At 61.2% G+C, this 21,740-nt stretch carries 21 protein-coding genes; 6 read left to right on the forward strand and 15 right to left on the reverse strand.

The genetic code is table 11. From position 1 onward, the window contains the following. The first annotated feature begins 152 nt into the window (after positions 1-152). Positions 153-1,607: a patatin-like phospholipase family protein gene (locus ACYKG1_RS16270; protein ID WP_196636953.1), complete on the forward strand. Its 1,455-nt coding sequence runs from the start codon at positions 153-155 to the stop codon at positions 1,605-1,607. Here ACYKG1_RS16270 and ACYKG1_RS16275 read toward each other — a convergent pair. From ACYKG1_RS16275 to ACYKG1_RS16315, 9 genes are all read right to left on the reverse strand, one after another. Further along, complete coding sequence (locus ACYKG1_RS16275) at positions 1,600-3,582, reverse strand: relaxase/mobilization nuclease domain-containing protein (RefSeq protein WP_004883068.1); 1,983 nt, start codon at positions 3,580-3,582, stop codon at positions 1,600-1,602. The two genes, ACYKG1_RS16270 and ACYKG1_RS16275, sit on opposite strands and share 8 nt — an antisense overlap. 436 nt (positions 3,583-4,018) lie before the next feature. Next, positions 4,019-4,618 (reverse strand): S26 family signal peptidase, encoded by a 600-nt coding sequence (locus tag ACYKG1_RS16280; RefSeq protein ID WP_004883067.1) that lies wholly within the window; start codon positions 4,616-4,618, stop codon positions 4,019-4,021. Beyond that, a complete protein-coding gene (locus ACYKG1_RS16285) occupies positions 4,615-5,160 on the reverse strand; it encodes a DUF2840 domain-containing protein (protein WP_004883064.1) in 546 nt (181 codons plus the stop codon). Before ACYKG1_RS16285 ends, ACYKG1_RS16280 begins: the two co-directional genes overlap by 4 nt. Beyond that, complete coding sequence (locus tag ACYKG1_RS16290) at positions 5,157-5,432, reverse strand: hypothetical protein (RefSeq protein WP_004883063.1); 276 nt, start codon at positions 5,430-5,432, stop codon at positions 5,157-5,159. Before ACYKG1_RS16290 ends, ACYKG1_RS16285 begins: the two co-directional genes overlap by 4 nt. Continuing rightward, entirely contained in the window at positions 5,429-6,067 is a 639-nt protein-coding gene (gene parA, locus ACYKG1_RS16295) for a ParA family partition ATPase (protein ID WP_004883061.1), read from the reverse strand. Before parA ends, ACYKG1_RS16290 begins: the two co-directional genes overlap by 4 nt. A 265-nt stretch (positions 6,068-6,332) precedes the next feature. After that, positions 6,333-7,187: a replication initiator protein A gene (locus tag ACYKG1_RS16300; protein WP_028699137.1), complete on the reverse strand. Its 855-nt coding sequence runs from the start codon at positions 7,185-7,187 to the stop codon at positions 6,333-6,335. A gap of 14 nt (positions 7,188-7,201) precedes the next feature. Next, on the reverse strand, positions 7,202-7,486 hold the full coding sequence (locus tag ACYKG1_RS16305; protein WP_004883058.1) for a helix-turn-helix transcriptional regulator: 285 nt from the start codon (positions 7,484-7,486) through the stop codon (positions 7,202-7,204). Positions 7,487-7,598: 112 nt separating this feature from the next. After that, positions 7,599-8,366, reverse strand: coding sequence for a DUF2285 domain-containing protein (locus ACYKG1_RS16310; RefSeq protein ID WP_004883055.1), 768 nt, complete (start codon positions 8,364-8,366; stop codon positions 7,599-7,601). Between the two features lie 343 nt (positions 8,367-8,709). Then, positions 8,710-9,261: a DUF2958 domain-containing protein gene (locus ACYKG1_RS16315; RefSeq protein WP_004883053.1), complete on the reverse strand. Its 552-nt coding sequence runs from the start codon at positions 9,259-9,261 to the stop codon at positions 8,710-8,712. 175 nt (positions 9,262-9,436) lie between these two features. Here ACYKG1_RS16315 and ACYKG1_RS16320 point away from each other — a divergent pair, with 175 nt between their 5' ends. Then, the gene (locus tag ACYKG1_RS16320; protein WP_028699140.1) at positions 9,437-9,673 is read left to right on the forward strand and encodes an XRE family transcriptional regulator; all 237 of its coding nucleotides are present in this window, start codon (positions 9,437-9,439) and stop codon (positions 9,671-9,673) included. Here ACYKG1_RS16320 and ACYKG1_RS16325 read toward each other — a convergent pair. The 6 genes from ACYKG1_RS16325 to ACYKG1_RS16350 all read right to left on the reverse strand — a co-directional run bounded on the left by ACYKG1_RS16325 (position 9,670) and on the right by ACYKG1_RS16350 (position 15,280). Then, positions 9,670-9,888, reverse strand: a complete 219-nt coding sequence (locus ACYKG1_RS16325; protein WP_103790875.1) for a hypothetical protein — start codon at positions 9,886-9,888, stop codon at positions 9,670-9,672. The two genes, ACYKG1_RS16320 and ACYKG1_RS16325, sit on opposite strands and share 4 nt — an antisense overlap. An 87-nt stretch (positions 9,889-9,975) precedes the next feature. After that, the gene (locus tag ACYKG1_RS16330; protein ID WP_004883051.1) at positions 9,976-10,290 is read right to left on the reverse strand and encodes a DUF736 domain-containing protein; all 315 of its coding nucleotides are present in this window, start codon (positions 10,288-10,290) and stop codon (positions 9,976-9,978) included. An 810-nt stretch (positions 10,291-11,100) separates the two neighbouring features. Further along, a complete protein-coding gene (locus ACYKG1_RS16335) occupies positions 11,101-11,508 on the reverse strand; it encodes a hypothetical protein (RefSeq protein ID WP_478470909.1) in 408 nt (135 codons plus the stop codon). Positions 11,509-11,690: 182 nt separating this feature from the next. After that, the gene (locus ACYKG1_RS16340) at positions 11,691-12,653 is read right to left on the reverse strand and encodes an IS5 family transposase (RefSeq protein WP_280025850.1); all 963 of its coding nucleotides are present in this window, start codon (positions 12,651-12,653) and stop codon (positions 11,691-11,693) included. A gap of 30 nt (positions 12,654-12,683) precedes the next feature. After that, a complete protein-coding gene (locus ACYKG1_RS16345; RefSeq protein WP_478470910.1) occupies positions 12,684-14,369 on the reverse strand; it encodes a ParB/RepB/Spo0J family partition protein in 1,686 nt (561 codons plus the stop codon). A gap of 80 nt (positions 14,370-14,449) precedes the next feature. Further along, positions 14,450-15,280, reverse strand: coding sequence for a DUF932 domain-containing protein (locus ACYKG1_RS16350; RefSeq protein WP_004883049.1), 831 nt, complete (start codon positions 15,278-15,280; stop codon positions 14,450-14,452). Between the two features lie 640 nt (positions 15,281-15,920). Between ACYKG1_RS16350 and ACYKG1_RS16355 the strand changes: the two genes are divergently transcribed. From ACYKG1_RS16355 to ACYKG1_RS16370, 4 genes are all read left to right on the forward strand, one after another. Then, positions 15,921-16,151 (forward strand): type II toxin-antitoxin system RelB/DinJ family antitoxin, encoded by a 231-nt coding sequence (locus tag ACYKG1_RS16355; protein ID WP_050554911.1) that lies wholly within the window; start codon positions 15,921-15,923, stop codon positions 16,149-16,151. A 61-nt stretch (positions 16,152-16,212) separates the two neighbouring features. Next, the gene (locus tag ACYKG1_RS16360) at positions 16,213-17,622 is read left to right on the forward strand and encodes a Shedu immune nuclease family protein (protein WP_004883043.1); all 1,410 of its coding nucleotides are present in this window, start codon (positions 16,213-16,215) and stop codon (positions 17,620-17,622) included. Positions 17,623-17,727: 105 nt separating this feature from the next. Beyond that, a complete protein-coding gene (locus tag ACYKG1_RS16365) occupies positions 17,728-19,866 on the forward strand; it encodes an AAA family ATPase (protein ID WP_004883041.1) in 2,139 nt (712 codons plus the stop codon). Positions 19,867-19,868: 2 nt separating this feature from the next. Further along, entirely contained in the window at positions 19,869-21,668 is a 1,800-nt protein-coding gene (locus ACYKG1_RS16370) for a UvrD-helicase domain-containing protein (protein WP_478470911.1), read from the forward strand. The last annotated feature ends 72 nt before the right edge of the window (positions 21,669-21,740 follow it).

Raw genomic sequence — 21,740 nt, forward strand, 5'->3', positions numbered from 1 at the left:
GCTGCTATTCCATAACTTCGCGCGGATCGCGAGGAGCCTCATCAAGGGGATTCGTAGGGTGCCGTTCTTGTAACGTCTGCAGCATTCTGGAGTGGCTCTGCTTCGTCGCAAAATTGCCGGCGTTTCTCGTTCTTGTCTATTCGAAACGCTGCGTGGTGCTGCTTGCAGAGGTAAAGCGCCTGGAGGTGTGTAAATTCACACGATGGAGTTTGGCCGGTGTGCTGGCAACGGTAGTTCTGACAGGGTGTTCCACTTACCGTCCTTGGATCAACCCGACACTTTCCGACGCCGCCTTAATGTCTCTCGCCGAGAACGACCAACGCATCAGGCCGTCGGAGGTCAACCAACCGGTGGTTGTAGCGGTGACACTGTCAGGCGGGGGCGCTCGGGCGGCGGCCTTCGGCCTGGGCGTGCTGCGCGAACTCAAGGCCACACGCTTCGCGCTAGAGGGCCAGGAGACCACTCTGTTGGATCAGGTGTTCCTGGTCAGCGGAGTGTCGGGGGGCAGCATCCTTGCCGCGCACTTCGCGGCCTTCGGCGATGCCACGCTGACTCGTTTCGAGCCGGATTTTCTGCTTGTGCCTTTTGAGGGGCGACTCATACGTGAAGCTCTGTGGCCTGAGCGTCTTTATAGACTAACTTCACCTTGGTTTGGGCGCAGCCAGATCCTGGCTCAACGCTTGGACGAACTTTTTGAAGGCCGCACCTTTGGTGACGTGCGCCGACGACCGGGCGCGCCCGAACTGATGATCACGGCAACCGACCTCACGACCGGTGCCCCTTTCGATTTCACCACCGAGCAATTCCGGCTAATCTGTTCCGACCTCGATGCAACGCCGCTGTCTTTCGCGGTGGCGGCCTCGTCGGCAGTACCGCTGGTGCTGTCGCCCGTAACGGTGCGAAACAACGCCAATACCTGTCCGCCGCCTCTCCGATCTTTGCCTGTCAGAGGGCAAAATTACAGATCACGCATCCTGCAAAGCGGCATAGACAGCTACCTCAATGCGCACGATCGGCCCTATATCCACCTCGTGGACGGTGGTGTCTCCGACAACCTCGGCGTACGTCTGATGCTAGACCGGCTAGTAGCTTCGGGCTCAATGAGCGCCAATTTCTCGGAGGTCAAGCCCGGAAGCTTGCGCCGACTCGTGTTGGTGACGGTGAACTCCGAACGAGGACTGAGCGAGAGAGTGGACAGTAGCGACCGAGTTCCCAGCACGACGCAAGTACTTGAGTCGCTGATCTTCGGTGCCGGCGCTCGCGAGACCCAGGTGACGCTGGCCATGCTTAACGACGACCTGCAACACTGGCGTTCCGAGATTGTCCGCACCCGTGGCCAAGCGGACAGCCCCTTTGCGGCCGACGCAGAAATCTACGTAGTAAGCGTAAGTCTGAACGACGTGCCGGACGACAAGATCCGGCATTCGCTGCTGCGCGTGCCCACAGCCTTCACGATCGAGGCTACGGATGTCTTGGACCTGCAAACTGCGGGAGGCGAAGCACTGAGGCAATCCAAGGAGTTTATGGCATTGATTGAATCTCTAAGAAGAATCACAGCAGCCAAGCAGACTGCGCCTGGTACTCAGCTTCCCTTGATATCTAACTGATACCGATACTGGGCTTTCGTCCAAGTTCCCAAGAGGCACTTCCGCCGATAACCTTTGCGGCAAGCTGTTGTCCCAGTCGCGGCTCAATTACCGGCCGCCACGGCACAAGGCTGAACCCCATGCCGTCATCGAGCATCGCGTAGCGCCCGCTGGCGAGCATAATGGAACGCCGGTAGATACCGGCTACGCGCTGCCCGTCGGCCACCGGGCGATGCTCTAGGCCGGTTTCCGCCGCAATGTCTTTCGCGGCCTGCACTAGTTCCCGATTGCGTAGCGTGCCCAGCAGGTTGCGCGCGAGGATGACGCGCTGCCCGCGGCGCTGTGCCAGCCCCTGTTCTTCGAGGAAATCGGCTCGCTGCTGTATGGCCTGCTTGGTATCACCGCCAAAGCCCAAGTTGCCCAGCCCACGGCCACCGCCGATCAGTTGCTGGTCAAGCCAAGTCGCGCCGATGACGCGGGCCTGCCGTTCAATAGGAAGGTGTGATTTCAGCTCTACGGCTACATCGCCCAGCCGTTGCGCGTCGTATTGGCGGCCACGCTCGGCCAGGTCGTCCGGTACCTTCCATAGCCCTTCGGCCACGCGCTCCACGATGCAAGCCCGGCGCAGGGCTTCCAGCCGCCGGACATGAGCGGCGACGACTTCCTGCGGGTCGCGTCCGGGCGTAGCCCGGCCCTGCTCGATTACCAGGTGATGATCGGTGCGGTACAGGCCATCGCTCGCCAGCGAGGCGATGTTCTTGTCGGCCGTGCGCACCTCAGTCGAACCCTTCACCTCTACCACAGCGCCCGTGGGATAGTTCGCCAGTTCGTCGCGGGCGTTCAGTGCAACGTAGTGGGCCTTACCGTCCGTGCCGTCGATGATCAGATAGCCTCGGTCGTGCAACTCATCGGCAAGCCCCTTCGCGGCCACGCGGCCGATGAGGCTGCGACCATCGTCGCCCGGCTCGAACACCGCCAGCTCACGCGGCTGGCCGCTCATGGCCCGCTGCATCGTTCGGATGATGTCGCCACGCTCACCCAGGGCACGCAAGGTCTTCTCGGCATCGGCATGAATGGCCCAGGTGCCGGGCTGCACCTCGTCGGCTAGGCCCAGGCGCTGCAAGCGTTGCAGGCGGCCGATCAGCAGCAGGCGCTGGCGTTGCAACCTCGGCTCGTTGAGCCGTTCGACATGCACCCGGCCATCCTCGCCGGTCTCGCGCTGCAAGGTGCGATCCAGGCTCGTCCACCGCTCCTGTTCCACCTCGCGCCTCAAGGTCTGCTGAATCTCCAGTTCGGTGCGCGGCCCCAGCCACTCGGTCGCCAGCTCGGCGGCGCGATGGCGGAAGCCGTGGGCGATGTAGTCACCCGCGATGATGAGGTCTTTGCCGGTGTCGTCGCGCCCGCGCACGATCAGGTGGGTGTGCGGGTTGTCGGTGTTCCAGTGATCCACCGCCACCCAATCCAGCCGCGTGCCCAGGTCGGCTTCCATGCGGCTCACCAGATGCCGGGTGTAGGTGCGCAGGTCGTCCAGCTCGGCCCCGTCCTCGGGCGAGACGATGAAGCGGAAATGGTGCCGGTCGTCGGCGCAGCGTTCCTTGAAGGCGTCCAGATCGGCTTCGTCGGCCTGTGGCCCGTAGCCCCGGCCCGGTTCGCCATCGCGACCCGCGCCGTCGCGCTCGATGTAGCGCAGGTGCTTGGCGAGCGATTGCGGGCTGGCCCGCTGGTGATTGACCAGCAAGGTCTTGATGGTCACGCGCCGCGACATGGGCATTAGCTTCGCCCCGGCGAAGCGCGCCGCCGTGTGGCCACGTCCGAGCCGAGAGCCGGGCCGCTGGCCGGTGCCAGCCGCGCCAGGACGGCGTACTGCCGACTTGCCGCTGCTGGCTTTGCCGGCCTGCTTGAGCACCTTGGAAACGAAGCTCTGCCCCTGGCCCTTGCCCCGGTTCTTCGGGGCGCTGGGGCGCACGCGAAAGTCGTCGTCGCGGCTGTCGGTCATGGCTGCGCTCCCCGCAAGCTTGGGCGTGTCCTGTCGTGCGAAGCACGCGGACATGCCAGCATTGGCGCGACCCTCGCGCCAAACGCGGCACGGTGGCGAAGCCGCTCCGTGCCGCGTTCCCCCCATGTGCTGACTGGCTTTCGACGCGGCCAGGTGCCGCGTCCTTTTGTCTTGCCTTCCGCCTTTGCCCTTCGCTGTCGCTCCAGGCAACGGCGGCCCGGCGGCGCTGCTGCGTGAACAGACAGCGCGCCGGCGAAAGCGCCAATGGCCGCAGGCCGGGCGCGTTCGAGGCAAGACGCCTGAACGTTGGACGGCTGCGCCGGATGCTGCGCGACGTGCGGTGCGAATGCACCGGCACGACAGGCGCAGCGACACTGAAGCAGCCAGCAGAACGACATGCCCGATGGCACGTCAGAGCGCAGCGAATCGGCGGCCATCATGGGCGTATCTCCGGCCACACCGGATGCGCAACGCCGATCACGGCGGATGCGCTGACCGGGCCGAAATAGCGGCTGTCGAACGATGCTGGATTCGTCACGCTCAACAGGAGCAGTTCGCCCGGTTCAAGGCGGCGGCAAAGCTGCAAGGACGGCAGCGCCCGGCCCAGCCGGTCGGCGGGCAGTACGGCGGCCGAAGGCACGCCGTCGATGCGTACCTGACCGGCGACGATGCAGACGTGTTGCGGCGCGACCGCGCCCACACGTTTGAGCAGCGGAACGCGCGTCGGCAGGTAGCCGCGCTGCGCAGCGAGCGCGGCAGCCGTGGCCGGAAGCGGCACCAGCACGATGCTGTCCACGGACAACGGACGTGGCAGCGAGGCGGTGCGCGGGTCGAACGGGTCAATGCGATACCAGCCGACCGCCACGCTGTCGGACGGGTTGTAGGTCAGACGCGGCAGCGGCGACACGAAAGCCGCCCAGGCCAGCGCAGCGAAGCCGATGGCGGCCAGTGTCGCCAGCACGATGCGAGCGCGCAGGCGTGAGCGAGGACGCGGCGCCACGTCGGGCGCGTTGGGTGTGGTGGTCGGGGCGGTCATGGCAGCACCTTCCCGGCCAGCCAGGCGGTATGCCGCTCGGTGGTGTATTCGGGCAGCGCAAGGCGAGCCGCAAGACGGTTGCCCAGCGTGCGCCAGTACGCCGGCGACACGTCGATGGCAGCGATGCCCAGCGCCTCGATGCCGTCGATGCGCTCCAGCACGGCGCGCACGTTGGCATCGCCTTCGGTGTGTAGGAGCAAGCGCGCGCCCGGCTGAACACCGGGGATGCGCTGCGCCGCGTCCAGCGGTGTGCAAGCCTGCATCACCATGAGTTGCCAGCGGATCGTGCCGTAGTCGTTGGCCTGCCAGCGGATGCGGCAGAGCATCGCGCCCGGCAGGAACACCGCGCAGCGCCGCCAGCGGTCGAGCTGAAGCGTGCGCGCCGGTTCGCCGAAGCGCAGGTAGAGCTTGAAGCGATGTTCGAGGTAGGCCAGCGAAACGCGCGTCAGCGGCACATTGCCGGCCTGTCCGGCGAGTGCCGAAAGCGCAGGCAGCGGCGCAGCCGGTGCCGCGTTCGCGGCAGGCCAAGCGAATGCGTTCATGGTGTGTTCTCCGGCGGAAACTCCCGCTCCAGCAGGCCGCGCAGCAGGTCGGCCACGGTCACGCCTTGCGTGAAGGCCGACACCTTGATGCGCGCCCGCATGGCGGGCGTGATGTCGAGCGTGAGGCGGGCCGTGTAGAGGTCGCCTTTGCCCAGCGCGTCGGCATCGCCCTGACGAATCCACGCCTCGGCGTGCGGATTCGCGGGCGGACGTGCGCCGATGCCGACGCGCTTGCCCGTGCGTTTGCTGTTGGGTGGCTGCTGCGCTGTCATGTCGGCCACCGCAGCAGTTCGTCCACCAGGGCGGTGATTTCGCGGGCGGCGGCACTGTCGGGCGCTGTCTCGCGTGCGAGCCGGCCAGCGGCCACGCTGTCGGCGAAGACGATGCGCTGATGCACCTCCGAGCGCAGCGCGGGCAGCGGCTGTTCGGCGAGCGATTGCCGCGCCTCGCGCCCGATGATGGTGGTGCTGACGCGCCGGTTGATGACGAAGGCCGCGCGGAGCAGCGGCCGGAACACCTGCGCCTCGCGGATCAGCGAAACCATTTCCGAGCTGGCCCAGAGGTCGTAGGGGCTGGGCTGCACCGGGATCAGCACGCGCTCGGCCGCCAGCAGCGCGGAGCGCGCCAAGGCGGCGATGCGCGGCGGCCCGTCGATGATGACGTGATCGGCCCGCCTGGCGAGTTCTGGCGCTTCCTGATGCAGCGTTTCGCGTGCGAGGCCCACGGCGCTGAACAGCCGTGGCAAGCCTTGCTGGCTTCTGCGCTGCGTCCAGTCCAGGGATGAACCCTGCGGGTCGGCATCGAGCAGGACGACATGCTGGCCGCGCATCGCCAGTTCGCCCGCGATGTGCGTGGCGAGCGTGGTCTTGCCGACACCGCCTTTCTGGTTGAGCAGAGCGAGGATCATGGCGCGGCCCTCCCTGCTGGAAAGCCGGGCTTTACCTGCCGTGCAAAACGCTGTTCGCCGTGCCGTTTCTCGGTTGTCCACCGAAACGGCGCGCTTCTACTAAAAGTTATGTATTTCTTGTTAGGGAAGTTAGAGGGGCCGCAAACCCGCGCCGTTATTGGCTTTCCGGCGTTTTCGTACTCCTGATAGCACGATAGGCGTACTCCCGATAGCACGATACCCGGTACTCCTGATAGCACGAGGCCGTCCACACCTTTTCCACGAGTTATCCCCGTGCCGTGTGCAGCACGGGCCGGAAGGTCAGCAGTTCTTGTCCGTCGTCCGGCATTCGCTCGATGCCCAGGACGTAGCCGGGCAGCGACTGCCGCGCCACCAGGACGCGCAGGTCGTAAGCGAAGTCGGAGAAGCGCGCAGCGCTGCCCGACTTGCGGTGCAGGTGCCGGAAGTCGAATTGCCAGCCGCCCGGCTGCTTGCCGCCGTGCTTGCGCACCAGGCGGTACAGCCAGCGCTCGATCCCGCCCTTCAAGCGGAAATAGGCTGGGTCGATGGTCAGCACCAAGGCGGCATCGAGCACGCCCGCATAGAACCAGTCCGGCAGGATCAGTTCGATGCCCAGCGGCACGCCGCTGGCATCGGCCAGTTCCTTCCACTCGTTGATCCACGAGAAGCGATGCAATCGCCTTCCCGTGGTTTCGCGGATGGACGTGGCCACCGTGGTCGATTGCAGCCGGTCGAGCGCGGCTTTCAGGCGCAGGTAGTCGTTGAGAGACGTGCCGCGCCCGATGAAGCGCAGGATCTCGTAGGGAGTGGCGCGTATCCAGCGCGACGGGCGCAAGCCCGCGTCGCGCGCCTCCACGATCTGCGAGGCGGCCCAAATCAGCAGGTCGGCATCCCATATCGTTGCGATGCCGTGCTCCTGCGTACCCTCCACGCGGATGGTGATGCCGCCGGCGCGGAAGTCGATCGGCGCGGTACGCCGCGACTTCGCCAGCGAGAAGAACGGAAAGGCCATCAAGTCCTGGCTGTCGCGGGGTGCCATGTCGCCCGGCAGCGCGCGGAACAGGTCGAGCTGTTCGCGCTGCAAGGCTTGCCCTGGCGGGCTGGACATGGCGACGGCCACCCACGCGCCAGCGATCAGCGGCCATCACGGTAATCGCCCGCGTGGCGTTCGGCATATTCCGGGTCGGAAGTCGCCTCGTAGCTGCGCTGGTCGGCCCAGGCATCGAGGTCGGACACCGCGTACATGACGCGGCGGCCGAACTTGCGGAACTTCGGGCCGCCGCCGATCACGCGCTGTTTCTCCAGCGTGCGTGGCGACAGGCGCAGGTACTCGGCGGCTTCGTCGTTGGTCAGGTAGCGTTGGGGCTGCGCAGGCGCAGCGACAGCAGCGGCGGCAGGCCGCAAGGGAGCGGGTCGCATGGGATGTACCTCCATCAAGCCCGGCCACACCACGCGGCCGGTTAGAGGCACTTTCAAGAAAGCGAGGCTGCTTGCTAAGGGACGATCTACGGGGGACGCGAAACGTCCCCCCCTACTGCAACGGCGGCGGAAGCTGTGCCAGGCGGCGATAGCCGCCACGCATCAGCGCATCGCCACGACGTACCAGCCGCCGCACGCGGGCACGTAAGGCGCTGTCCTTGTGCCAGTCGGCGGCGACGGCATCGGCGCCGAACAGCCCTTCGGCCACTTCGCGCAATGACGCGCCCGCCAGGGTCGCGTCGAGCGTCTGCAAGGTGTGCAGTTCCAGCACCGCGGCCGTCGTGGGCCTGGAACGGGCCGCCGCCGCAGGCGTGGCAACCGTGGCCACGGCCAATGCGTCCAGCTCGGACGCGAGCGTGCGATAGCGCGCGCAGGGCGTGGCGCAGGCGCGGGTGGCGTAGAGGTAGGCCATGCCGTCTTCCAGGCCCGGCGCGAGCGCGAGCCGCAGGCAGCAGCCGGGCCAATGCGACACCAGCACCAGGCGCTTGCCGTCGTGGATCAGTTGCTTGCGGCCAGGGACGCGCCAGAACTCGAAGGCATGGGCTTCGGGTGGCGGGTCATCGTCCGGGTAAACCTGCACGACGGCATCGTGATCGGGAAACCAGGCCGGATGCGCGTCGCGCGCATCCAGGGCTGGGTCTTCCAGCAGGCGCAGGCCCCACGCCTGCGCCGTGTCCGGCCGGCGGCGGCGGCGCAGCCAGTCGCGGCGGTAGTCGGGATTTCGGCGCAGGTATTCCCACGCCAGCGCAGGGCCGTCAAGGTGCAGAACGTAGAGATAGGCCGCTGTCGGATACCAGTGTTCGGCGCTGCGATCAGTCATGGCGAAACCTCCCTCTGTTTGGGATGCGTCGCCACGATTTCCGCGATGCGGGAACTATCGAAATGCCATCAGGTCGTCATCAAAATTGGTTAGGCTGTAACTGTCGGTGTCAAGACCATTTGGCTCTGCGTGTTGCGGAAATCGTCTGAATGCGACGGCTACGCCTTCAGGAAAATGACGCGCAGCACCGAACACCGTGCCGCAGCCCGCGCCCAAGATCAGGACTGTTTTCAACAGGATCGCACCACTTCGGTGCAAGAATGCGGATTCAGACCTGCACGGTCTTGATCAAGATTGAAATAGTCACGATGCGCCCCGGCTGGCTAGGCCGCGCTGGTTTTCATCAGTCCGTGATCGCGCCGTTCTCCTGCGCCAGCCGGACGTACTCCGATAACGGGCGCACCGCCTGGAAATACCGATCCCGCCGCACCGGCAGCTTGCGCGGCCCGACGATGCCCGCCAGGTCGGACAGCTTGACCATCCCGAGCTCAGGCATACCGATACCGAGGTCGATCAGGCCGTAGGCCGTGTCGCCATCCGCCGGGTCGAGCGACACCAGCAGCCAGGTCACATGCGCGTCCGGGGTGAACAAGCGCACCACGGGCAGCGGGTCGAGCCGCTGACCAGCGGCGAGCGCCGCGCCGTGGGCCAGCAGCCGGGCGCGTTCATCAGCGGTGACAAGCGGCAGGGTCATGGGCAGCTTCTCCACGAAACCGACGATGCGCGAATGCGCTTTGGTGCCGAAGCGCAGAACTGCCGAAACGCATCCGTGCATTCGTGTGGAAGCACCGATGTGCAAGCCATCGCATCCGTAGAAGAACAGAAGCGCCGAAGCGGAATTGTCGGAAGCCGGAAAGACACGGATGCGATTCCCCGGTTCTGTCGGAATCCGCATCTGCGGATTTCCGTAAAAGCACGAAAGCGGGCCTTTCAGCCATGAATGAACACTATAGATTGTAGCCCTATAGGGCGCAATGGGCTGTCATCTTGGTTTTTATGGGGAAACCAAGTTAGTGACAGCGAAACACTCATTGGCAACGGCAATACGGACAGTCAGGAAGGCGCGAGGCTTGAGCCAGGAAGCGTTCTCCGACGTGTCCAGCCGCACCTATATGAGTACGCTGGAGCGCGACTTGAAAAGTCCGACCCTGCACAAGCTGACCGAGCTGTGCGAGGTCATGGAAGTGCATCCGCTGACGCTGTTGACGCTGGCCTACGCCGGCGACGACACGCACAAGGCCGACGAACTGCTGGCGCGGGTGCGCCAGGAGTTCGAGGCCGTGCTGAAAGAGCGCGACGCGCCCTAGCGCGTCTGAATGCCCGCAAGCGGAGCGCGCAGCGCCGCCAGGCGCGAAGGCGTGAGGGATTGAAGCCGAATGGACATGACGCCATTGGCGGCATGGGGCGCAGCCCGAAAGCCCGGCGGCGCAATGCGCCGACACGCCATGCTGTTCCTACTGCCACGGGCTTCGAGCCATTCGACCATCACCAATGCAATGCTGGCCTTGGACATGCGGGACATGGGGCAACTGCCGAAACCCTGTGCGTGCGATGCTGCGATCAGCAGCACCGCGCCCCGCCGCAATGGGCGGGGCGCGGTGGGCGGCCGTCAGGCCGCCTTGGGCTTGCTGCGCGACCAGATGAGGTCGTGCGTGTCATTCTCGCCTTCGATCAGGCGGGCATAGACCGTCGCCGGGAATGAAGGATCGTCGATGGCCACCGACAGGTAATCCCGCCCGGCCTCGCTGGTTTTCTTCCACGCCGCGCCGAAGTCGTGGCCGGCCGCTTGCAGGCGGAAGTCCGGGGCGCTTTCGTTCTCGCCCTTGTCGTTGGGAACCAGCTTGACCTTGAAGTTGAGGGTCAGGGTGCGGAGCTGGCCGGTGAAGCCGTCTTTCTCTGCGGTGAAGGTGCCGATGTTAGCCATGATGATTTCTCCTTTCGGGTTGAACAAGGTCGCGCCAGTGCGTCCTTGTTGTGATCCGTCCGGCGGGGGATGGGCTGGCCGCACCGCGCAGCGGTCGCAACACCGTGGAGAACCTGGAAGCGAAAAGAATTTGTCCCGCGAGGAATGCGCGCAGCGCAGGGGGAATTGTTTTCGCTGGAAGGTTGCGGCCATGAAGCCCAGCCACCGCCAGGATTCACAACAACACAAGGACGTACTGGCCGCCCGCTCCCGAATGGAGGCATGGCCGACTCGGCATCCCCGCGCGACGGCTTCACCGGCCTGCGCCCTGACACGGGCAAGGACAATGCCCAGCGACAAGGTGAAAGCGTTCCTACCGCTGCTTGCGGCCCTTTGCGTGAGGCGTGGCGTGGAAGCTCCATTGCAAGGCCGGGCGGCGTGTCGGTGAACCGTCCTTCGTGACGTACAGGCGACGAACCGCCAGCGTCGAGGACGGCACGCTTTCGTGCAACCTGCGGCAGCAAGCCGGGGCGTAGCCCCACACGCCCGTCCATTGCGGTGGGGCGCGTTCGGAATGTCGTCGGCGCTGTGCGCCGACGCACTTATGGGCTTCGAGGGTTTCCCGCGCACAAGGTCACTTGTGCGCCGCCCCTTCGCCGTCCGCCCGAAGGCGGCGAAGGGGCGTTCTGGCTTTGGGCTTGGAAACCGGGCGCGGCCACCGCCGCGCCCGGATTTTTGACCATCGGCACCAGGGCGGAACGGCCTGGGGCCGATGCTGATGGAACAGCGAAGCGCCCCGGCCGAAACCGGGGCGCTCGGTGGTGGTGAAGGTCAGGCGGCGAGTGCGTGGGCCTGCTGCTCGTCGTCGTTGTCGATGGCTTCCGGCTCGTCGTTCGTCACCGCCTGCGGCGCATCCTGCGCCGTGGTGTCGTCGGTGCCTTCGGCCTTGAAGATGGCAGGCATCCAGCCGGTGCCATCGGCCAGCCGCTCGGCTTCGCTGGCAATGTCGGCCTTCTTCAACTTCGCCAGCCGGGTGACGTGCGCCGGGGCGTACTGCTCCACGGCTTCCAGAATCGCGGCCTTCGGCACATGCCGGAAATAACCCTCATTGGTGGGCTTCCACCATGCGGCCATGTCCAAGCCGACAGCCTGCGCCAGTTCCGCGCCCGGTTGCTGCGGCGTGGCGCGGGGTGTCACCACGTCCACCGTGACGGCCACGGATATCGCCAGCAGCCGCACCAGTTCATCTTGCGACTTCGCTAGGGATGGTCTGAATAACTCGTTTGCGGAGAGTCAGACAACGTGAAGGCCGCAACAAGTTCGCTGAATTCGCTTCGGGCCACCTCGCCCGGTTGGCCAAACAGCCAGAAGCCGGCGACTTGGCACTGAAAAACGCCCTGCGTCCTGCATTTTGGGCGCACTCATGCCGCCGCATCCATGAGGATGCCGCGCACCATCCACAGGTTGCTGAGCATGAACAGAGTCTTGAGTTGTGCGGTGTTTTTATCCAGCCCTCGGTAGCGAACCTTCACATGGCCGAACTGCTTCTTAATCACCCTGAACGGATGTTCAACCTTGGCGCGGATGCTCGCCTTGATTCGTTCGACCTGGTCGGTGAGGGCGTCAAGTGGGTCCGTCAAATCCAGCGCCTTGCGTTTGCCTGGGCGCATGGCCACATGCCAGTTCACATCACCCTTGGCCTCTGGCCGTTTGTGTGCACCCCGGTAGCCCGCATCGGCAAAGGCATCTGTCTCTTGGCCGTGCAGCAACTTGTGCGCCTGGGTCACGTCATTGACGTTGGCAGCCGTACCCTCCACGCTGTGCACCAAGCCAGAATCGGCATCCACACCAATGTGCGCCTTCATGCCGAAGTACCACTGGTTGCCCTTCTTGGTTTGATGCATCTCTGGATCTCGTTTGCCTTCAGCATTCTTGGTCGAGCTCGGCGCCGAGATCAGCGTGGCATCCACCGCCGTGCCCGACTTGAGCAACAACCCCTTGTAGGCCAGCAGATCGTTGACGATGCGCAGCATGTCGGTGGCTAGGTCATGCTTCTCCAGCAGATGACGGAACCGAAGGATCGTGCTCTCGTCGGGCAGGCGGTCAAGCACGCCATCGAGCTTGGCAAACTCGCGGTACACCGGCATGTCATGCAGCGCTTCTTCCATGGCCGGATCGCTCAGACCGAACCATTGCTGCAAGTAATGGATGCGCAGCATGGTCTCAATGGCAAAGGGGGGGCGGCCAGTCTTGGACTTGGGCCAGTGCGGCTCGACCACGCCAACCAGCACATCCCACGGCACAACCTTGTTCATCTGCTCCAGGAACTCGCGCTTGCGCGTCTTCTTGGTCGACAGGTTCAATCCCAAACTGACTTGCTTCATGTTCTTGCGCCACGCATCAACTTGACGACATCATCCCTCAAGATCCACGCACTGCGGCCGGGTTTTGCAGACTTTCCCTAGCAGCACGGCGAACAGTTCGGCGCTGTCCTCCGGCAAGCCTTCGCCTGCTACCTGCTGCAACTCGCGCAGCGCCACGGCGGCGGGCGAATCCGGTATATCCGGGGCGATGCCTTCCAGCCGGTCTTGCGCTTTCAGGCTCACGCCCAGCGGCAAGTCGTGGCCGTAGTGGCTGCCCTGCAAGACGGTCTGCACCATGCCATGCACCAGCGCGGCCAGCGCCACTTGCGGATGCCGGGCGACTTCGATTTGCAGCGCGGCGGTGCGGTGGGCGCTCAACCGCTGCGCCAGCTTGTCGGACATGGCGGCGGTCTTGGGCTGCTCGTCGTCCTCGCCTTCGTCGTCGTTCCCGGCTTCGCTTTCGCTGCCGAAACCTTGGCGCAGGCGTTCCAGTGTGCGCAGCGCCTTGGCCTCGGCCTCGCGCATCAACCCGCGATGAATCACTGCCTGCCCGTTGCGGTCGATGGTGACGATGGCACCGGCTGCGGCCTTCACGGTCGTGCCGTAGTCCTGCAAGCCATCTTCCAGCGCCTGCAACTGCTCGCCCACGGCTTCGCCTTCTTCCTGCAAGGCATCGGCCTTTTCCTCGTCCTCGGTATCAAGCGCGTCATCCACGGCGGCGGCCAGTTCGTGCATCTTGGTTTGCAGCTTCTCGATGCGCTGCGCTTCGCGCTTGTTCGGTTCGCGGCGCTCCCTCGGCGCACGCTGGAAGGCGTGCAGGTCGGCATGGGTCACGGCGGGGGTGGCATCCACCCACGCCCAGCCTTCGTCCTTCACCTCGGCGGCGATACCTGCCAGCTTGTCTTGCGCCAGCCGTTCCAGCAGCGCGGCATCGGTCAGATACACGCCCGCGTCACCTTCCGCGAACAGGTCACGGCGCACACCACCGCCTGCGGCTCCGTAGGTATCCAGCCCCACGAAACGCACCAGCGGATGCCGGTATGCGTCAATCTCGCGCTCGGTGAGGCGGTCGCGCAATTGGGAAGGGTTGCGCTGCCACGTCGGCGCGTCGTAGAACGCGGTTTCCTGCGCGGCGTGGTCGTCGGTGATGGCAAGGGCCATCAACTGATCGAGCGTCACGGCTTCGGCGCGGTAGTCGGCCAGCAGCCGGGGCGAGACGTTCGCCAGCTTCAAGCGGCGCTGCACCACCAGCGGCGTGACGCTGAAATCGGCGGCTATGTCCTCGATGGGTCGGCCTTCGGCCACCAGCGCGGCGAATGCCTCGAACTGGTCGGCGGGGTGCATGGCTTCGCGCTGCACGTTCTCGGTGAGGCTGGCCGTGCGGGCGGTGCCATCGGCCACCAACAGGCAAGGCACTTCCCATTCCTTGCTGATGCGGCGCTTCTTCGCCAGCAGCTTCAACGCGGCCAGCCTGCGGCCACCGGCCACGACTTCGTAATGCTCGCCATCGGCGGCGGCAATGACGATGAGGTTTTGCAGCAGGCCGACACGCTGAATGCTCGCGGCGAGTTCGGGAATGGACATGCGCGGGGTCTTGCGCACGTTGCGGCCAGCAGGACGCGACACCAGCCGCGACAGCGGAACCAAAATCAGGTTCTTGGTCGGGTCGGCGGCTTCCAGCGGGATAGCGGCGGCGGTGTTGAGGGCGCGGGCTTCGGTTTGGGTAATGGCGTTCATGGTGATAACTCCTATCGGTTCAGGGATGCAGCAGCGAAGAAAGCGGCAAGGGCTGCTGCCTGCCCCTGCCGCGTGGGGAATCAGGCCTTCAACTGGCGCAGGCCATCGGCCAACATCCAGAGGGCGCGATTGAGGCGCACATCGGAATCAATGCCCTGCACGGGGCGGGTCTGCTGGCGGCGTCCGTTGGCGCTGCGGCCATGCAATCCGCCTTTGGTCAGGTTTTCTTGGGTGCGGTTGAACACGCTCCACAAGTCCGGGCGGCGGTCGTCGAACCGGCGCGGCATCAGGATTTGGCTTTCCGTGATGGGCGCGGGCTTGTTATCGGTGGGGTCGTACTTGAGGGCCAGCGCGGAACGGGCGAACACTTCGGCTTCGCCTTCGTCCAGCGTGATAGCGCGCATCAGGTCGCGGGATTCCTTCACGCGTTCGAAGCCGCTCAACACCTCGAAAGCGCCTTCGATGACAGAACCGGCCACGTCGCCCTTGTGCGGCACGCGCACATCGGCCACGGTATCGCCGCACACAAGGCCATTGCTGCAAACGAACCGGAACATTCCGGCCAGCATCTGATAGCTGCTGGTGCCGTCGTGCGAGTTCAGCAGCACGATTTCATTGGCTTCCGCGCCGTTGATCTGACTGGCATGGCGCAGGCGAATCATGTGTTTGGTGTAGTCGCGGCGGTCGTCGTGCCGCACGCGGGTTTGCGCTGCCATGAAGGGTTCAAACCCTTCCTTGCGCAGTTCCGCCAGCACGGCGGCGGTGGGAATGTAGGCGTACCGTTCGGAGCGGCTATCGTGCGGGGCCTCCGCGAAGATGGACGGGGCTACGCGGCGGATTTGGTCGTCGGACAGCGGGTAGTCACTGCGCAGCGTCGGGGAATGGGAAGCGAATCGAGATGCGAGTTGCATGGTTTTCTCCAATGAGTTGCTGTGGTTTCAAAGCTGACCGGATTCCAAGATTCGGAGCCCGTTGTGGCTTCGGTTGGTTCGGCGCAGAGACCTGGGCCGGTCCTGTTTGCCGCCGTCTTTCCTGAGTTCATCGCCCGCGAAAAACCGGGCCAGCGAGGGACTGGCCGTCAAGGGAGAAGCGCAGGGTTGGTGCGGCCCGCAGCGCAGCGAGGACTCGGCCCTGCGCGCCTTGACGGCCAGGCACCGCGGGCTACGGTCGCGGGAAAAAGCGATGAACTTGGGGAAAGACGAACAGCGGCCAATGGGCCAGGGGGTGCGCTGAAACCAACGCCGCGCGGCGAGCGCCCCTGCGTGCCAGCGGCACGCCTAGCTGGATGGCTGTTGGTCGATCAGGTGCAACCTGTTCGGTGCATGCGAGGGGCGCCAAGCAAGGCGCGGCGGGGATGGGCTGTCCAGCCGATCCCCTGGAGGGCAAGCGCCGCGCGCAGGCCAGGAGCGAAGAGACGGCCGGAGGCATCAGGGATCAAAGCCGCATGGCCGCGACTCGGCACGAGGCGCGGGGCAACGCCCGCGAGCCCGACGGCGGCACGCCGGGATGCTCTACTGTTCACAACAAAATGTAAGTGACGCAATAGTACTTATGAGCCACAATGTAGCTACATCTATTGTGAGCGCAACAATGGCAAGTAACGACGTCGTTCGTGCCCGGATTGACGGGCAGATTAAAGAAGCCGCAACTGTTGTTCTGGCTGAAATGGGGTTATCAATTTCGGATGCGATTCGGATGCTGCTGACCCGAATCGCGGCAGATAAGGCACTCCCCTTTGACATCAATCGTGTGTCGTCCGATTCTGATCGGAAGGCACCATAAGGTTGCGCTGAGGCAAGGCCCGCAAATCGTTTCTCTGAACAGTAGGGATCAAGAATAGTTCATGGCATCTATCAGACCTTCAGCATTCAATCAACGTGAGCGTTTGGACGGCGGCCCCTTCCTTGTCATTGAAGCAGCCGAACCGGAAGAGGAAGGCATTAACGTTTTCTTCACTGATATTCCCGCAGCGGAGCGCAAGCCGGATTCGCCAATAGCGAGACTGCTCAATGTGTGTCCAGACAGATTGACCATTTGGCCTCTTAATATTCGAGAAGATCGCGACGATTACCTGCAACCTAAATACGGCACCCTTGAACGCATCGTCGTCGCTCGGCCTGTTATCGAGCCCTACATACTGCCAGAGACTACTGACGATGTCGTTGGGCTTCTTGAGCAGTTGCCGGATGGGTTTGCCAAAGATTTTCGATTCGGTTTGGGGCTTCTGTGGGAATATCGGCAAATTTGCGAAACAGCCGCCAGCTTAGAAAACGTAAGCATACTCATTGTCCACAAAGGAAATGACGCGAAAATTGATTCGCCATTCTTTATTCTCGGAATAAGAAGATTTCATGAATTAAGAAAAGAATTAAATCGCATAGCCTCTCGCCACCAGAGAGACGCGCGCAAGGACAAGCAATTTCATGTCTACCAGACCTTATTACATGCTGCCGATTCAGCACAATTTCCCGCTCTAAAGAAGAGCGTAAGACCTGATGCACTAACGGAAATGACCGATGGTGGGCGGCAGCATGTGACGCTTTCCAAGCGTGATCGGCGCGCCGCTGTTCGCATGGTTCAAGACAATATAGAAGCACTGGCGGAATCTGAGCCGCGCTCGCTGCTGGCATTAAAGAATGATATTGAGCTCATCACACTGAATCAACTGATTGAGCGATACCAGGAAATGCTTGGAAAAGGACTGACGGAAAGCAAGTGGCAAAGCTTCTTTCTGGAAAATCCTTTCATACTTAGTCTTGCATTTGCCGTTCCAGCCATGCTGGTTCAGGGGCAAGCTTATGCAGGTGGCAAGCGACTTAACGGGTCCGGCGGAAAATTTTCAGATTTTCTATACGCATCCGCTTCCACGGGCAATCTTGGCCTCATTGAGATAAAAAAGCCGCAAACCGAACTGCTAGGAAAATCTCCCTATCGTGGAGATGATGTTTTTGGCCCATCGACAGAATTGGGTGGAGCGATTGCTCAAATTCTAGATCAGCGTTTCAAATTGCAGAGTGAACTACCCGTCATAAAAAATAACATGAACCGATACGACCTCCACAGCTATGCGGTTCGCTGCATAGTTGTCGCTGGCATGACGCCACAAGAGCATCAGCAAAGAAAGTCATTCGAGCTCGTTCGAAATGCGTTCGCAGAGATCGTGATCGTGACTTTCGATGAACTACTTGCAAGGCTAACCGAGATTAAAAATGCGCTCCAACCGATTCCTACCTTAGACACGGTGCCGTTCTAAAACCAACTGACAGTTGGCCATTCCGTAGTTGGGATCAATGGCTGCAGTGTTCAACCAATCCATCGGCCGATCGGCATGTGGATTTCAACAACAAGATTGAATCAAATGCATATATCCAAGCTCAGCCTGGTCAACTACCGGAACTTTCCCAACACGAAGCTGCTGTTCCAGAAGGGTATCAACACTGTCATCGGCGAAAATGGATCTGGCAAAACCAATCTCTTTCGCGCAATCAGATTGCTGCTTGATGACAACATGATTCGCTCTGCCTACCGGCTGGAGCATACCGACTTTCATCGCGGCCTAGGGCGCTGGCAGGGACATTGGATCATCATCAGTCTTGAGTTTGAGGAAATCTCTGCGGATGAATCAGTGCAGGCGCTCTTCCGACATGGGACGGGCGTAATTGAGGAAGAGGCGAACGGCAAGGCCACTTACAACCTGATCTTTCGTCCGAAGAAGGAAATCAGGCTGCGACTTTCTCAATTGAACGATGGTGATCAGGCAGGCCTCGACGCTATCCTGAACCCGGTCACCATCGACGACTATGAAACGATTTTCACAGGTCGGAGTGAAGCCGACTTCAACGACGAGGCCTTCTATAAGGATGTGGTCGGCGACTTCGCGAATGTTCGATTCAATGAAGAGGTTGAATTTCGTGTTATCGGCGCGAAGATTCCGAACGTGCTGTCCGTCTCCAAAGAAATTTCGTTCACTTTCGTCCAGGCGCTACGGGACGTCGTCTCCGAATTTCACAACAACCGGACAAATCCGCTCTTTTCGCTTCTGAAGGGCAAGAGCGGCGATATCGACCCCGTGGCGTTCCAGGCTATCACCGACGGGGTAAAGGCATTGAATGACTCCATCGAAGCGTTGCCAGACGTGCAGGTCGTCCGGACGGATATCAGAGACACCATCAAGGATGCGGCGGGTGAGGCGTATTCGCCGTCTTCTCTTTCTATCAAGTCGGATCTGCCAGACGAAGCTGACAAGTTGTTCCAGTCGCTCAAGCTGTTCGTTGGCGAATCGGGGGAGAGCCACGAAGGACCGATCCACGAGCTGAGCCTTGGTGGAGCAAACCTGATATTCCTCACGTTGAAACTGCTTGAATTCAAGTATCAAAAGGCTAAACAGTCGATCGCCAACTTTCTGCTTATCGAAGAGCCGGAAGCTCACATTCACACACATATCCAGAAAACACTGTTCGACAAGCTCAAATACGACGACACACAGATCATTTATTCGACCCATTCGACGCACATCTCTGAGGTCAGCAATGTTCAGAACGTGAACATCCTCGGCAGAGAAGGTGATCGTTGCGAGGCATACCAGCCTGCAATTGGCCTAAACCCAGAAGAGATCGGCAACATTCAACGCTACCTGGATGCTGTCCGTAGCAACTTGTTGTTTGCCAAGAGCGTCCTCTTAGTGGAGGGCGATGCAGAAGAAATTCTCGTTCCGATCCTGATCAAGAACGTGCTAGGCGTCAGCCTTGATGAACTCGGCATCAGTTTAATTAATATCCGCAGCACTGGATTTCAGAACGTCGCGGTTCTTTTCGATGATGCCCGAATCCGGAAGCGGTGCAGCATCGTCACCGACCTTGACAAGTCCATCATTGACACAACGCCGGCGGCGGGAGACTCCGAAGGGCTGCTCCGGCGCAAGGGCAAGTATCAGGCATCCCAGGAAAAAGGGGTCGCCAGGAAAGCGTTATTGGAAGACACCTTCAAAGATAACGGGTGGGTTTCTCCATTCTTTGCCCCCCATACCTTCGAGGTCGACTTCATTGCCGCCGGCAATGCGCGTAAGGTGGTCGGCATCCTTCCTGATGTCTACAAGGATGCACCAACCATCGCGACGGCCAAGGCGGAGCTCGAATCAGCGGACATCGCGTTGTTCGGTCAGCGCGCATTGACCATGGCGGACAACTACGGCAAGGGATGGTTTGCCATCTTGCTGGGAAAGAAGATCGATCCGCAGACCGCCATTCCGAAGTACATCTTGGACGCCATCGCTTTTGCGCATCCGGTGGTCACTAAGGAAGTCTGGTTTAACGTGCTGAGCTACCGCGTGAACTACATCGATGCAGAAGATATCTTCACTGCGTCTGCCGTATTCGACGACTTTAGGGCCAAGCTGCTGGCCTTCCGAAATGGAGACATCGACTTCGTCGGCATCCGAAACGAGATGCTTGCCACGTTCCCAGATGATCGCATCAACGATGTACTCGCGGTGTTCTGATCATGTTCATGTGGAACAAAGATGATCTGAATCCCGAGCAGGAAGCAGCCATTCTGAAGCCAGGGAGCGTCTTTCTCATCGCTTGCCCGGGCAGCGGGAAAACGCGCACGCTCACCTACAAAATCGCCTATGAGTTGTCCAGGCTGAAATCGAACAAGCAGTTTGTCGTTGCCATCACTTATACGCACCGTGCCGCCGACGAAATCCACGAGCGCATTGAGAGCCTTGGGGTGGATACATCCCGATTATGGATAGGAACGATACATTCGTTCTGTCTTGAATGGATATTGAAACCGTACGGCATCTATCACGAAGCGTTGGATCGAGGCTTCCGTGTGATCGATCAGCATGAGCGCGAGAAAATCCTGGAGGCATTGTGCAAGCCTTACCAGAAGCCAAAAATAACATTCTGGGATTGTGAGTTTTATTACACCGAAACTGGATATGTGCTCTCCTGCCCACAAGATTGGAAGCATTCGGGTCTTCACGTCATATTGGGCAAGTATTTTGAGATTCTGCACGAAAGTCGGCAGCTAGACTTTGAGCTCATTCTTTACTATGCGTACCAACTGATCGCACGTCATCCTGCGATCAGCACTCTTCTGGCACAGTTGTTCTCTTTCGTGCTGATCGACGAGTATCAGGACACCAAACGAATTCAGTATTCGATCATCACCGCCATTCTGAAAGCTGGTCAAGGTGCGACCAAGGCCTTTATTGTCGGAGATCCTAACCAGGCGATTTATCAATCGCTTGGCGGATATCCGATTGCCTTCGAGGATTTCAAGGCGATGGCCAATATCGATTTGGACGAACTCGAACTGTCGCGGAACTACCGTTCTTCTGAGCGCATCATTGAGTACTTCGGAAACTACAACGTTCACAACACACGCATCGAAGCCGCATCCGAGGACAAGGCGTACCCAAGCCTTATTTCATTCGACGACACAGTGAGCAAAAATGATCTGGACGCTGAGCTCATCCGGCTCATCCGTTTCAACATTGAGACTATGGGCATCTCACCTCACGAGGTGTGCATTCTCGCGCCACAGTGGACGCATCTTGCAAGCATGACACGTCGTTTGGTCGCCAGCATGCCGGAGTCCTCATTCGATGGCCCCGGTATGGTTCCCTTTGCACGGGACACAGAGAATTTCTGGTACAGGCTTTCTAAGATTGCACTTACTCAGGCATCGCCGGGAATGTATGTGCGCAGACTGCGGTGGGCCGGGGAGATTCTGAATGACCTAGAGGCGGCCGGGGCTAGCGTGTCGAAGCTCACGCGGAGGTCCTTGTTGAGGGAGTGCAATGCAATTAAGATCGATGAAACAGATGGTCTTACCTACTTGAGCGCATTTTTCGAGCGTCTGTTTGCAAACTTAGCAATCGACTTTCGCCTTTTCACGCTGCTTCAAGAGCATCACGTTGCCTTCTTCGATAGTTCGCAAGCCCGGGTAAATCGATTGAAGAGTGAAGGTAGCGAATTTATAGGCGATATTGAGACATTCAGGAAGGTATTTCAGCATAGGACTGGAATCACCATCTCGACGATACACGGCGTCAAGGGAGCCGAGTTCGATGCAGTGATCGCTTATGCATTATTAGAAGATATGGTGCCGCATTTCAATGATCCGAACGGTCAAGAAAGCGCGATGAAATTGCTGTATGTCATTGGTTCGCGGGCAAGGAAGAACCTGCACCTTGTTTCGGAACGAGGTCGAGTTCGCCAGTATTCTGGCGAAGAGTATCAAGTAACTCGCAAGCTTGCCTCATGCAGTTTTGGATACGATCAAATTCCATAGAAATCACGAGTAGCGCAACCGCGCTCTCTATGGGATGCCCTACAGCTTTGTTTAGCGTTTGGCTGAATCATC

It is taken from the genome of Stenotrophomonas sp. 85239_Sma, from assembly GCF_056481725.1.